General features: G+C 50.8%; 5 protein-coding genes. 1 reads left to right on the forward strand and 4 read right to left on the reverse strand.

All coding sequences use genetic code 11. The features are described 5' to 3' along the window. Positions 1-23 precede the first annotated feature (23 nt). The 4 genes from sov to dacB all read right to left on the reverse strand — a co-directional run bounded on the left by sov (position 24) and on the right by dacB (position 11,508). Positions 24-7,019 carry a T9SS outer membrane translocon Sov/SprA gene (gene sov / locus ACO1NT_RS14010; RefSeq protein WP_449049359.1) on the reverse strand — a complete coding sequence of 2,332 codons (6,996 nt, stop codon included), beginning with the start codon at positions 7,017-7,019 and terminating at the stop codon, positions 24-26. Between the two features lie 99 nt (positions 7,020-7,118). Next, positions 7,119-7,700: a Holliday junction branch migration protein RuvA gene (gene ruvA, locus ACO1NT_RS14015; protein WP_449049317.1), complete on the reverse strand. Its 582-nt coding sequence runs from the start codon at positions 7,698-7,700 to the stop codon at positions 7,119-7,121. Between the two features lie 6 nt (positions 7,701-7,706). Further along, the gene (locus ACO1NT_RS14020) at positions 7,707-10,013 is read right to left on the reverse strand and encodes an NADP-dependent malic enzyme (protein ID WP_449049318.1); all 2,307 of its coding nucleotides are present in this window, start codon (positions 10,011-10,013) and stop codon (positions 7,707-7,709) included. Between the two features lie 79 nt (positions 10,014-10,092). Beyond that, the gene (dacB, locus tag ACO1NT_RS14025) at positions 10,093-11,508 is read right to left on the reverse strand and encodes a D-alanyl-D-alanine carboxypeptidase/D-alanyl-D-alanine endopeptidase (RefSeq protein ID WP_449049320.1); all 1,416 of its coding nucleotides are present in this window, start codon (positions 11,506-11,508) and stop codon (positions 10,093-10,095) included. Positions 11,509-11,729: 221 nt separating this feature from the next. On the opposite strand from dacB, the gene ACO1NT_RS14030 reads away from it, so the two are divergent. Then, complete coding sequence (locus ACO1NT_RS14030) at positions 11,730-14,540, forward strand: family 78 glycoside hydrolase catalytic domain (RefSeq protein ID WP_449049321.1); 2,811 nt, start codon at positions 11,730-11,732, stop codon at positions 14,538-14,540. The last annotated feature ends 23 nt before the right edge of the window (positions 14,541-14,563 follow it).

Consider the following 14,563-nt stretch of genomic DNA (forward strand, 5'->3'; position numbering starts at 1 on the left):
AATGTAAATGGAGGCGGCCTCTATTACTGCAGCATCAACCGCAAATTAAACCCAAAGTTGGCATACGAGGTTGCGAACGTTTGCGACGTATAAGGCCGCACGGAGTTACTGTCAAAGAAGAGCCTGATGTTGAACCGTTGGTTGATTACGTAGTCGACCGATGGCCGGTACGAAATGCTCTTGTTACCTGCTGAAACTTCCGACTCGTTGATGTCTGACCGATACACCAATGTTTTCAGGTCATTGATCGAGACATCCAACCGGAAGTTCAGGTCGTTGTCCATGCGGAAACCACTAAACCAGCCGAAAGGCATTTGGAAACCAGTGGCGCGGTAGCCTGCGCCAAATACGAACGACTGGTCGCTGAGCATGGCGAGTTGGCTATTCTGCAGGCTCAGGTTCAACGTGCGCGCCCTGCGGTATTCGGCATTGGCAGTGAGGTTATTCTTGAAGCGGGCATCAAATCCGATCAACGGTGTGAACTGCTCGAAGATAGACACTTGTTGGAACTGGAACTTAGGGAGGAAATTCGCGTTGACATCCCGCACAGACGGGAAACCATTCGTTTCTTCATACCGGATCAGTGAGTTATAGCCGTTTATCGAATAGCGGGTATTATAACCGTGCCTTAAGGTTAGCGAAGTAAGGAATTCGCTGAACAATGGTATGTTATTCAGGCCATTATAGGTTATGTTCCAATTGGGTATAGGTATCTTAGGGAAACTGCCGAGTTTGAAACTGCGGGCATCCTTCCCACGGTAAGCCGCCAGGAACGAGTTAACCACCACATCCTGGGCCGTGCGATCGTAACCATCGGCATAACCATCGGTTTCTCCGAGGGAATTCGGATTGAGCTGACCGAACCGCCGGGAAATGGTCTCCCGGTTGCGTTCAAACTCGCGGAATAACGCTTCATGATCCTTAAATGCAGTGCCTAGGGTAAGGTAGGAGACGCTATAATTGCCCGTGGTAACGGGGGTGAGGCTCCGGAAATCCTTTGCCGCCGCCGAGTATTGGAAGGAGGTGGTGTAATTTTCGTTATTCAGCTTCACCGCTGTCAATTCGATATTGAGGTCGCGAATGGGTTCCAATATCGCACGGATAGACAGGTCTTCCGTTAGTGAGGTCATATACAACTGGGTTTGCAGGGTATCCGTGGTAATCCACCCGTTATCGGCGGCCCGCTGGCGGATGTCGCGTTGGCTTCCGAAAAGAAAGCCCCAGCCCGGCGCATTCCGGTCAAAATCATACCCAAACATATTCGTTTTTGGCGTGTACCCGGGCAAGAAAGTGTTTTGTACACGGGTATAAGCGGCATTGACATTTTTGATGCTTGTCAGCATGCCGGTGAAAAACGCAGCCGTACCGCTGGCATCCAACCCGGTGTTGTTGCGGATAAATCCGAATTTGTTATACAGCCCCGCCATATTGAAGGTCGGGTTTACTTGTATGGTACGCGAGTTCTGGATGCTATTGCCCATATTGATGTCACTGCTGAGCATGGATAGGCGGGGCTCGGTTTGCCAATTGAATTGAGTGCCATAGCGTGTATCCACATTCACCCAATCCAACCCCGGTAACTTATGGATAGGCAGCGTATAGGTAATGTTAAGCATATGGTTGTAATCCGTTGTACGGCCCAACCGCCAGAAGTTCTCCCAGAGCGTATCCCGCTTGAGGCCGTTCAAATGCCCATCGGGCTCGTCTACAATGGCATAGTTGGTGGCATTGAAATCCAATTTCAGCGACTGGGATAGGTTCCAACTGATGCCGTAGATACGGTTCATCGTGAAATTCTTGTTGTACAATGTGCCCATGGCCGGCAGGAAGTTGTCGGCGGAATTGTTTATCCGCAGCGTATTCTCGTTATAGATGCGGTTTACATCGATTCGGAAATTGAGTAACGAGGGCATCAAATTGAAGTTGAAGTCGCTGAGAATACCCAAATGTTTACTTTTGATCCACTTTTTAAAGGGCTCAAACGTAAGGTCATCATTGCTGGCAAACGTGTAATCCAATGCTGCTCGGTAATTTTTCTGCAGCGCGGTCTCCGTGAGGTAATCGCGGTGGTAGTTTTGCGAGTAGGCGTAGGTGGCACTGAAATTTTCGATGTCCCACGGCCTTACCGGTTTCTCGATGTTGGTACGTATCTTACGCACGTTGGTGAAGTTTAAACTCCTACGTGTGGTAAAATCTTGGGTGGCACGCAGCAACGAGTCCCTTCTATTCCGTGATAGGTTCGCCAGTGCGCTGTTCAGTTCGATGTCGGGCATCAGCGGATTATATTCAGGGGTTCCCACTTGGCGGGTATAACTAAAGAAAAGTGGTATCCTGAGCCCGAAATCCGCAGGGAAAAACTTACCTAATTCGGCATTGGTCACCAAGTCGAAATACAGATCGTCGCTGCGGCTTCGTTCGCCGATACGCTGTTCGATCGAACCGAAACCAATGGTACTTTTACTGCCCGATACGGTGATATTGGCGAAGTCGGCCAATTGGGCGTTCATCCGCGCGGTAGCTGCCCAGCCACCCTTGTCATCAAAATCGGTGAGCCGCAGTTCGTTGAACCAGAATAGGCCCGATTTATCCAGGCCATCGTCTCCTGGCGCGCTTACCTCGCTATCGCGCAACGGGTTCATGACGCCTAGCATGTAAAAACGGATCTTGCTGATGTCCGGTTGTCCCAATATGGTTACCCGGTTTTCGCCATCGAAGAACGTGAAGGGTTCGTTGTATGGCCACGGCTGGCCATTGAGTGTCGCGTTGTTACGAGCTTCCTTGGCTTCCTGGAAAATACTTATCCGTATGTTCATACGGTTTTCCTGCGGCCAGATGAGTTCCGCGTCGCGGGTACCCGGTTGGGTTATTTTCAACGGCATGTCGTATTGGTAATAATTATACTGGTCGTCTGTGCCCACCCTTACGAATGCCCGGAATTCGCCATCTTCCAAATACTGCCCCTCGGCGTGGATAAACATTTCAAGGCGGCCATAGGCCCGGAAATCATTGGTAGCAGTGCGATAGGCAGCACGGCCATAGCCATCGCGGAGGTCTTTCACATCCAGCGAGAGTGACTGCTCGTTGAGTTGTACATTATTGTTGAGGTTACCCCAGTCAAGTTGGCGTTCAATACCCGGTGGGACCACGTAAGGAATCGGTTGCCGATTGCCGTTTTGCTCAATATTGACGGCAGCCACTTCAATGGTCGAATGATCGAGGGGCACAGCTCCCATACTTGGGTCGGCGATTACTTTAGCATTATTGTTCTCCGCATTGTATCGGCGCCACTCGCCTCGGACCAGCTGTAACTGCGCTAGCCGGACGACGGCGGTGTCGGCGAAATCAGTCATGAACATGCGGACAAACCGGATGGATTTGAAATCGCGGATATCACCCACACGATCTTCAAATTGGGTAAGTGGGATGCGGAATTGATACCACTTTACGTCTGTTGTACTTCCGTTGCGTAGTTCCACCTTGGCCGTATGCATGTCAGAAATGAAATTCTGCCCTACTTGCATGTCCTGCGGCCGGAGTGATATCCGGTATTGATAGTATTCTTCGGCCTCATTCATGTTATTGTCGCGGTTGATGTCCTCTCCATCAGGAAGCAGCGTCGACGCGGAGGTTTCCACGCCCACCGACTGTTCGGGAGTCTTCGAATTCCCTTCGGGTCCATTAAATCGCTCATAGCGTTTGAGGATGCCGGCATCCTGTCCGTCGAGTTCGGGCCCACGGAAGTACTGGAAATTATCACCTGAGGGATCATTCGCCAGTTCCTGGGCAGCCCCGGATAGCAGCATGCCCTGCATTTGGCCAAGGAAATCGCCATGGAATCCACGTTCATCGACGTCGTTAAGGCCATCTAAACCGATGTCTTGGCGCGCCCGTGCAGCGGGGTCGTTATCAAAGGCTTGGATAACGGGCTGGTTGCGGGGCACGCGCCCCCAATTGGTCTCGTCGATCTGTGAGAGGTCGCCTGAGGGGGACATACCGTTCTCCATGGCTTTCCGTCCGTCCTTCAGTATATCTTCAGAAATATTCCCAAGGTTTAAATAAAGATCACCACCATCTGAATTTGGGTTGGTCAAGAACGGGTCCATCATCCATATTTCAACAAACTCGATGTTTTGTGCCTCGAAATCAGGTGCATCTATTTTGCGAAACATGCCACCCCATCGGCTGCGTGGATTGGCCAGTGTACCGTCTGGGTTTACACCTGTGGTGGTGTAATTGTAAGGTCCGCGTACGGTCGGATAGAATGCCAAATCTAATGTAGATAGGAAAATAGGCAGCCCGGTGGTCGATTCGCGGAAGGGGAATACTTCTTGTTCCAGCACTTCACGCACCCGATGTTTGGACAGCTCCGTGTCGCCAATGTTTTTCGGCGTGAGGTTGATGTCGCGGTAAAATATAGGATCTATGTTGTAAAAGGCGAAACGTGCCCGATTAAATCCATATTGGAGGTCGTCCATCAATTGGGCCTCGGGAAAAAGTTGCGGGGTGCCCGCCAATTGCCATGTAAAGGCTCCTTTGATATCGATGAAGGAGCGGCTATTTTCGAAGTCATCGATGTAAGTGATGCCACTGCGTGTGCCCGCGAAATTCAGCGCCCGCGGGTGTCCCGGTAGCAATTGCGCAAATTCACCATAAAATGAGATGGAGGAGGGTTCTTTCGTGTCGAGGAATGGGATTTTATCAACCATCCGCGTGAGCCACCTTGAGGGCGAGTTATAAGACAGGTCCAGTCCCCACATGGTATTGGAAATCGGCTCTTCCCCGATATTTACCTTTTGCGTGAGCGGACGTTCGGTGAGGCTCATGATGGTACCACCTAGCTGTAGTTTGTCATTTACCGCATAATCGAGCCGGCCACCTAGCATGGTCCGCTGCTGCAGGCCAAATAGCTGGTTGTTTTCCATCTTGATGCGGATAGGCTGCCCCGACTGGAGCAGTGCTTGGTTAAGGATCCGTACACGGCCAATGTCATAGTCGACCATGAAGTCCACGCCTTCCTGCAAGGGGGCCGGTCCTGCGAAAACCTGCACCGACCCGCGTGGCACGTTAATAGCTCCCAATTGGAATTCGGTGCCGACCTCAGATTCATACGAACCCTTGATGAGGTATCGGTTTTGATTGGGGAAATATTGCTGCGCAATCACTTTGGTGGAATCATACAGCGCTTGGTAGGTGTATTTGTCGATTAATGCCTGTTCAGCACCCGGCATGAACTGGCTGGCCAAATCACGACCAAAAGGTTCTACCAGCGGGAACATGATACGGCCACGTTCCGGGTCAATCGTGATATCGGGCAGGAAATCGAAGAATCCATCGGGTTGTTGGGCATTTTGGGGGTTCAACCGGTCCAGTCCCGTAAGTTGTATCCACAGTTTGTTTTGCGTGTTTTGGCCCTCATACATCGCCGGTCGTTCCACGCCGCTTTCATCTTCAATACGGTAAATGTTGAACCTGAAATTATGCTGTCCCACGCCATAAGCACCGATGGAATAGATGTTTTTCATCATCAGGTCCCAAATGGGCAGGTTGGTCTTGAGTATCTCGTTTTTCAGCAACTTGGCCACCAACATCTGTGGTTGGGAAGGTGTCACGGGAACGTCGGTCGAGAACTCACCCACCTGATACTCACGACCACCGGCCGTATAGCGATAGGCTACGGCCAACACTTGGTCGTTGTTGAGTGGCATATTAAGCGATATGAAACCCAATCGCCGGTCAACGGTATATTCGGTGCCTTCACGGAGCTTCCGCGCATAAGTGAGCTTGGCGTAGTTGTCATTGGCGCCGTTGCCTTGGAAAAATTGCTGTGCGCCATTTGATTGGGTGAGCCGTGCATCAGCGGGTAATACCTGGAGAAGTGTATTGGAATACCATTGTACGGGCTCACCCGGTATTCCCGTAGAAGGGTACCGCGTATTCCCTGGGCCGATGAGCGCTGTATTATAAGGCTGGTATTCCCCGAGGTCCATCAACGCCAACACATCCCTTGAGTCATCTACCGAATTGCTGCGATTGCTTACCCAGACCTCAATCTGGGTGATGTTCACATCGGTTGTTAAAATAGGTGCCAAGGCCATGGCCCTATTGAAATTTTCACGGAAATATTGGGCTAGGAAATAATGTTGGTTATCCTCGTACTCGTCTGCCTTCAATGCGAACTCGCTTTCCTGAGCGCCGTTTTTGATGGTGATTTCCCGCTGTTGCGAGCGTTGCTGGGAGAAAATACCCGTAACGTTCAGTCGACCGAATTGCAGCTGCGTTTTTACACCGAATAAAGCCTGGGTACCGCTGATGAGTGTGGTATTGAGCGGCATACTGACATTTCCTAACTCAATCCGTTTAACAATATCGTCATCCTTGCCGGTGTAATCCAGCCGGATTTGGTTTTCAAAATCAAATTGGGCTTCGGTATTGTAATTGGTAGTTAGTTTCAACCGATCGCCAATTTGACCCGTTAGGTTCATTTGGATGCGCTGGTCGAAATCGAACCCCCACTGTCGGCGCTGTCGTTCGTTAAACATGGGGTTGGCGTTCTTGTTTCGTTGCGCCATGATACTGATGTCGGCACTCCCACGGGGGATGATATCGATCGTGTTACCGCCGAAAATTTTCTCGAAAGCTTCACTTTGCACATAAATTGTGGGAATTAATCGATCCTGCCTGTAATCCGCTAGCTGCTGATCCGAAAGCTCACGCCAATAGTTCCGTTTCAGCAAATTACGTTCGTATTCCCGATACTCATCAATGGTCAGGTATTGCGACGGCCGGTATAGCCGGTTTCCCAATTTTTCACGGATAATGTATTGGCGGGTCACGGGGTCAAATATCACCTCCCGCTCGATATTTGATGGAACACCAAGATCTAGGGGTTGCTTTTTTTGGTAAAGGTTGAGGAAGGGCAGGTCGTTTATCGGATACCGCAGCTTGGTGCTATCGCGGTCAATCGAATCGCGTACTTGGCTTAACGCACGCCCATTTATGGCCACTACCAAAAGAGGCATGAGCAGTAACAAAAGACGGAATCGTATCGTTCTTTCCAAGTAGATGTTATTTATAATCCGCGAAATAGCAATTTACGCGCCCAAGTTATGTAAAAAACCTCAAAGTTTTTTCAGTGCTTCCTTAATCAGTGCTTCCACGGTCAGGTCAGGATTACCCAGAAGTACGCTAGAAAGCACCTTTTCGGCTTGCGCACGGGCAAACCCCAGCATAACCAACGCACTTAAGGCTTCTTCGGGCACACTTTGGTGGCGGTGTACCACGGTCAGTGCATCTGGCCCCTGCTTTTTTAATTTATCTTGCAGCTCAAGCACCATCCGCTGCGCTGTTTTCGGGCCTATCCCCTTGATACGTTGGATAAGCGGTACGTTACCCTGTATGATGGCCGATTGTATTTCTTCGGGTGTAATCGAAGAGAGGATCATCCGGCCCGTGTTTGGGCCGATACCTGACACCGATATCAGGTGCTCAAATAACCGGCGTTCGCCCTCTTCCGCAAACCCGAAGAACGTATGTGCATCTTCACGCACCTGGAAGCTTATAAACAATTTGCATTGTTCGTTATCCTTTATTTGTGCATAGGTGTGTAATGAAATATGGACATGGTAACCTACGCCACCGACATCGAGTACGACATGCGTAGGAGCTTTATATGCCAATTTGCCATTCAGGTATTCATACATGTCGTGTTATTTCTTTTTCTGGTTATTTATCTGTTTGCTTGTTTGAGGCGCTCTCGACTGTACATCGACGACCGCAATGGTGACCATATTGACGATCTCGCGTACCGAGCTGTCTAGCTGCAAAATGTGCATGGGTTTGTTCATGCCCAGTAGAATAGGGCCTACCGCTTCTGCGCCACCAATCTCCTGGAGCAGTTTATAAGCGATATTGCCCGATTCGAGGTTGGGGAAAACCAATGTGTTTGCGGGAGCCCCATTCAGCGTACTGAATGGGAAGTTTGAGGCCAGTAAATCACTGTTCATGGCGAAATTTGCCTGCATTTCCCCATCCACACGTATTTCGGGGTGCGATTCATGGAGTATCTGTGCCGCTTTACGCACCTTATCTGGCACGTCACCGCTATTCGACCCAAAGTTGGAATAGGAAAGCAGCGCGATACGCGGTGTGATATTCATTTTCGTCACCGTTTCATGAAGCAACACGGTAATATCCACCAATTCCTCGGCGGTAGGGTTCGCGTTGACGGTTGTGTCGCCAAAGAATACAGGGCCCTTCGCTGTTAGCATCATATACATCCCCGCCAATTTGCTTCCGGGTTGGGTGCCAATGACATGTAGTGCCGGACGAATAGCCGTCGCATAGTTTTTCGTGAGTCCCGAAATGAGGGTGTCGGCTTCACCGAACTGCACCATGCTCGCACCGAAATAATTCCTGTCGAGCATGAGTTTTTGGGCATCCAGGTAAGAAACGCCCCGTCGTTGCCGTTTCGCATATAGGAAATCGACATATTTCTGGAAGCGTTCCCCGCCTTTTTCCTCTACGGGATCGATAATGGGCACGTCTGCCAGTTCCAACAGGTTGTCGTCAATCAACTGCTGTATTTTCTTTTTATTGCCTAGCAGTATGGGAATGGCCACACCATCTTCTTTAACGATTTGCGCCGCACGTAGGGTCTTATAATTATCTGCTTCGGTGAATACGACACGTTTGGGGTTGCGTTTGGCAGAATCGCTCAGGTTTCGCATAATGCGGTCGTCTTGCCCCAAACGTTGCCGTAATTCCTCGCGATACCTATCCCAATCGGTAATCGGCTTACGCGCTATACCCGAGTCGATGGCAGCCTGCGCCACGGCAGGGGCCACCTCCGTGATCAGCCGTGGATCGGTAGGTTTCGGGATGATGTAATCGGGGCCGAATTTTAGGTTTTGCGCATCGTAAGCTTGGTTTACCGCTTCGGGAACGGGCTGCTTGGCCAACTCGGCAATCGCCATCACCGCCGCAATTTTCATTTCCTCGTTGATGGCCGTGGCCCTTACATCCAATGCACCACGGAAGATGTAGGGAAATCCCAACACATTATTTACCTGGTTGGGGTAATCGGAGCGGCCGGTGGCCATGATGACGTCTTGGCGCGTTTCCACCGCCAATGGATAGGCAATTTCGGGGTCGGGATTGGCCATAGCGAAAACGATGGGGTTTTGGGCCATGGTTTTCAGCATGTCGGCCGTAACCACGTCTCCTTTGGATAGCCCAATGAATACATCGGCCCCTTTAAGCGCATCCGCTAGTGATGCTATTTTTTTCTTTGTAGCAAATTCGGCTTTTGTGGCATCGAGGTCCGGCCGGTCGTGGCGAATACAACCTTTACTGTCGAGCATGAGGATGTTTTCCTTGCGGGCGCCCAATGCCATGTACATCCGCGTGCAGGAGATAGCTGCGGCGCCCGCTCCGTTTACGACAATTTTAACCTTCTCCAATTTCTTTTTCTGTAACGCACACGCGTTAATCAGTGCTGCTCCCGAAATAATTGCTGTGCCATGTTGGTCGTCATGCATTACAGGAATGTTCAACTCCTCTTTGAGCCTGCGTTCTATCTCAAAGCACTCTGGTGCTTTGATATCCTCCAAGTTGACGCCGCCAAAGGTTGGCTCCAGGCATTTTACAATTCGAACAAATTCGTCGACGTCTTTGGTGTCTAACTCAATGTCGAATACATCGATGTCGGCAAATATTTTGAATAGTAACCCTTTACCTTCCATCACGGGCTTGCCCGCCTCCGGGCCGATATCGCCCAATCCAAGTACGGCGGTGCCGTTACTGATCACAGCCACCAGGTTGCCCTTTGCGGTGTATTTATATGCATCTTCCTTGTTTTCGGCTATACGTAGGCAAGGTTCGGCTACGCCCGGTGAGTAAGCTAATGAAAGGTCTCGTTGCGATTGCGTAGGTTTTGTAGGTATGACGGCTATTTTACCCGGCCTCCCCTTGGCGTGGTAGTCGAGGGCATCCTGCTTCCGATTCGTCTTATTCATGCGTTTTTGGTTTTTTGTGCGTGTGCTGTTTTGCCAGCAAGCAATTGGTGCAAAGGTAATAGTTTATCTTCATCGTTGCTCACTTCAGCACGTTCAACAATTGAAACATCCGCTGCCGCATCGGTGTAGCCGACCCGTTATAATTATTCACTAGCAGCGAAAATACCAGCGGTGTGCCGTCTCGGCTGGTTTGGTATCCGGCATAGCCCAATACGCCGCCAATCGTTCCACTTTTCATCTTCATCCCGTTATAAATGGGGATGCTTTCGAAATAGCTGGCGAACCAAGGCTCGCCCTTGATCGATGTCAGTATGCGTGCTAGGGCATGGGTCGTGATCCGGTTTTCGGGCGATAACCCACTGCCATCCATGATTTTCATTTCGTTTTCGGGCAACGCCAATTTTGCCGTCCAAAACTCCTGCAGCATCTCCGCACCATCACGTGTGGTCGGCTTTCCAGTTTGGCTTTGCACCATAGTCAATAAGAGTGCCTCTCCATATAAGTTAATGCTCTTTTGGTTGAACCAGTAAATCAGTTCACCAAGTGTGGGAGAGTGATGGCTGTGGAGGGTGGTTCCTCCGCTGGGTACACTACTCCCCGCCAGGAGGAGTAAGTGGGTCGTGGTAGGTGCTCCCATTACCGCAATTCCTTTTTTTTGCAGCGCGCCTTGCAGTTGGTAGGCTGCGTCATATGCACCGTCGGGTAACGAAAGGTAGATGGTTTTTTTTAGGTCGATGCCGTACGTGCCCCTTAGGTAAATACGGCTGGAATACGGCGCTGAAAATGCATATACGCGATCGCCCGTGCCGCGGTTGCCGGTAGTCGTTTCGTTTACCAACTGCACATAGCCGAGGTCGGCCGTGGTTTTGCCTATGCGCGTGGCATCTTCCGGCGAGGCTCCCGCAATGAAATTGATGCCCACTGAATTTTCACGCCAATTGAGTGCTGAAACACCCGCACCATAATAATTGCCCATGTCTTGCCATGTCCAACCTCTTGGGGCTGTTTGCCCATTATATAGCCGGTCATCGGCGATAACCCGGCCCTCAATTCCACGGATACCCGCGTTTTGTATGGCTTGTATCCATGTGGCAAGCAGGGTTGTATCGGCTGTTTGCGGAAAACGATCGCTACCTAATGACGGGTCGCCCGATCCTTGGATGACAAGGTCGCCATTTAACGTGCCGGATGCATCGATTTGGCCCGTATAGTAGAGTGTGGTCTCAAAGGTGTGGTTTGCGCCAAGCATATAATAGGCAGTGGCTGAGGTCACCGTTTTCAAGGTGGAAGCAGGAGCCATGCCCTGCTTTTCGTTTTTAGCAAATATCACCTCGCCCGTCTTTGCATTGATGACCGTTAACGAGGCGATCCCATTGGCCAGGCTCTCGTGAGTTTCAAACGTTCGGAATGCCGTGGCTATCCGCTGTGCCAACGGTTGGGCGCTCGCCGATAGCGCAAGCCATAAAAATAATATCGATAGTGATAAACGTTGCATGCGCAGGTATTTCTATGGGGGCTAAGTTAGCGATTACCCCGTACACTTTCCCCATGGGCTCGCAATCTTACACCTGTAAACCGCATTCCCATCAGGGTGGTAACATCGTTTGCTCGGGTTTCAAGATGAAGCACACGGCCCATCATAACGGGACAGGATGGTGAACTTGCCTTTTACTTTTATCTTTACGACCTTACCAATTTTGATGATCTTCACAAGTAATGAGAAAAGTTCTGTTACTGTTTTTACTGGGGCTCTCCGGCTCCTTTTTGCCCGAGGCGGCCTCAGCTAAGATACGGGGTTCGATTGTCCCGATAAACCTTCGTTGCGAGTACCTCGATAACCCCATGGGGATGACCGTCCAATCGCCCAGACTAAGTTGGGTGTTGGAAGCAACGGATAAAGCTGCATTTGCACAGCGTCAGACCGCTTACCGCGTGTTGGTGGCATCAACGGCCCGGTTATTGGCCAAAGCGCAGGGGGATATGTGGGATAGTGGCTGGGTGGACTCGGACGAAACGCAACACATCGCATACAATGGGCAGGTGTTAAGATCGGATCGGGCCTATCACTGGAAAGTACAAGTAAAAGACGAACAGGGTAGGGTATCTGCATGGAGTGAGCCGGCGTATTGGGCAACGGGATTGTTCGATGCGAGTGAATGGACCGCGCAATGGATGGGTAGCGATGAATTATATAATCGTGCTGCAAGTGAAAATAACATCACCGACCCGTGGTTTAGGAAAACGGTGGAACTTCATAAGAAGCCGGGCAAAGCGACGATATTCGTGGCTTCCGTGGGCTACCACGAACTGTATGTAAACGGTGAACGCATCGGGGACGACGTGATGGCTCCCGCTGTGACGGACCATACCAAGCGGGCGCGGTACGTGGCCTATGACATTGCCGATAAACTCAAACGTGGCACCAATGTGATTGGGCTTTGGTTGGGGACCTCATGGTCTATTTTCCCGGGGTATATTCTCCACGGAGACCGGCCGCTTACCCCCATTGTAAGTGCACAAGTGGATATTTATGAAGAGGTGTCGCCCGATGACCATGCCCAGCCTTTGATGAGAATTGTCTCCGACGCGTCCTGGAAAACGCACCCCAGCCCTAATCGGCTGCTGGGAAAGTGGGATTTTAGGAATATGGGGGGCGAAATATGGGATGCCCGGAAAGAAATTGCCGATTGGAACAAAACCACTTGTGATGAAACGGTTTGGAAACCCGCAACCGAATACGCTACTAAACTGATTCGCTCGCCGCAAATGGTGGCGGGCAACCGCTTATTTGACGAAATCAGACCGGTAAGCATCGAAGAACGGGCCGATGGCTCCTTTCGGATAGATATGGGGGTCAATTTTGCCGGGTGGACAGAAGTCGACGTGGCGGGCCGGGAAGGCGATACCATTCGGTTTTTTTACTCCGAACGTGTACAAGATGAGATGACGTTCAACCTACACAGCGCATATGTGATCGGTGCTACCGGAAAAGGGACGTTCCGCAACCGTTTCAATTACAGTTCGGGACGGTGGATTACCGTAAGGGGATTGGATGAAGCTCCCGATATCAATGATATCCGGGGGTGGATGGTTCGCACGGATTACGGAAATGCCGCACAGTTTGAATCGTCGGACACGTTGCAGAATTGGATATACGACCGCGTGCGGTGGACATTCGAGAACTTGTCATTGGGTGGTTTCATCGTCGATTGCCCGCAGCGCGAACGTATGGGATACGGGGGCGACGCCCATGCAACGAGTGAAACCGGCATGTTCAATTACCACTTGGCAGCCTTTTATACAAAGTGGATGCAAGACTGGCGTGATGTGCAAGGCACGGAGCCTATGGTTGGCAATATGCTCGATACAAACTACGCCCGCAAAGCAGTAACGAGCGGTCGGCTATTGAATAATGGTGTGCTACCACATACGGCTCCTACGTATTGGGGAGGGGGCGGCCCGGCGTGGGGAGGCATCGTGGTCACGTTACCTTGGTTCATGTACCAGCATTATGGGGATACACGTGTGCTGGAAAATAATTTCGAACTCATTCAAGGTTGGCTGGCGTTCTTGAAATCGCATACAAAAGATAATTTATTGCAACGCTTTGGGGGGCAGTGGGATTTTCTGGGCGACTGGCTTTGGCCCAATGCCACGGCGGAAGGTATGAACAACGACAAACCGGAAACGCTTTGCTTGAATAATGCCTATTATGTGTTCAACCTCCGTACGGCCGCGAAAATTGCACAGATTACGGGCCATGGAACCGAAGCATCTGCTTGGGAAGCACAAGCTGAAGCGTCGGCGAAGGCGGTGCACGCTCGCTTTTTCAATGCGGAAGATCATAGCTATGCCGATGGGTCTATGGCCAATCTTGCTGCTGCCCTGTTAGCCGATATTCCGCCGGCATCGCTTCGCGATGAGGTGATGCGGCGGCTGGAAAAGGAAATACTCGACATCAGGAACGGCCATATCCATGCAGGCATTACAGGCGGAGCATTGCTTTTTAAGCTCCTTCGTAAGGAAGGCCGGGATGATCTGATTTACCGTATGGTATCGCAAACCACGTATCCCAGTTGGGGGTATATGAAGGCGAATGACGCGACCACCATTTGGGAAATGTGGGAGAAGGATTTACCGGGCCACTCGCTGCTGCATAGCTCATATCTTTACCCGGGGGCATGGTATATTGATGGTGTTGGGGGCATTAAGCGCGATCCGGAACATCCGGGATTCAAACAATTTATCATCCGTCCGGCGCTATCCGATGCAACGGATTTGACATGGGCGAACACATCGTTTGAATCGCCGGTGGGTATGATCATCTCGAATTGGTCACGGAAAAATGGCCAGTTAGCATTAGAGCTGACAGTGCCGCCTAATAGCGTGGCATTGCTACAATTGGCGGCAGACGAGGCCGTAGATATCTCCGCGTACCCTAGCATGGAGAAACTAACCGAGCAAAACGGATGGTCGCAATATAAAGTATTGCCCGGTACGTACCGACTGAACCAGACAACACCCTAAAATTAATACTCCATAATCCGATA

It is taken from the genome of Parapedobacter sp. (genome assembly GCF_053550995.1).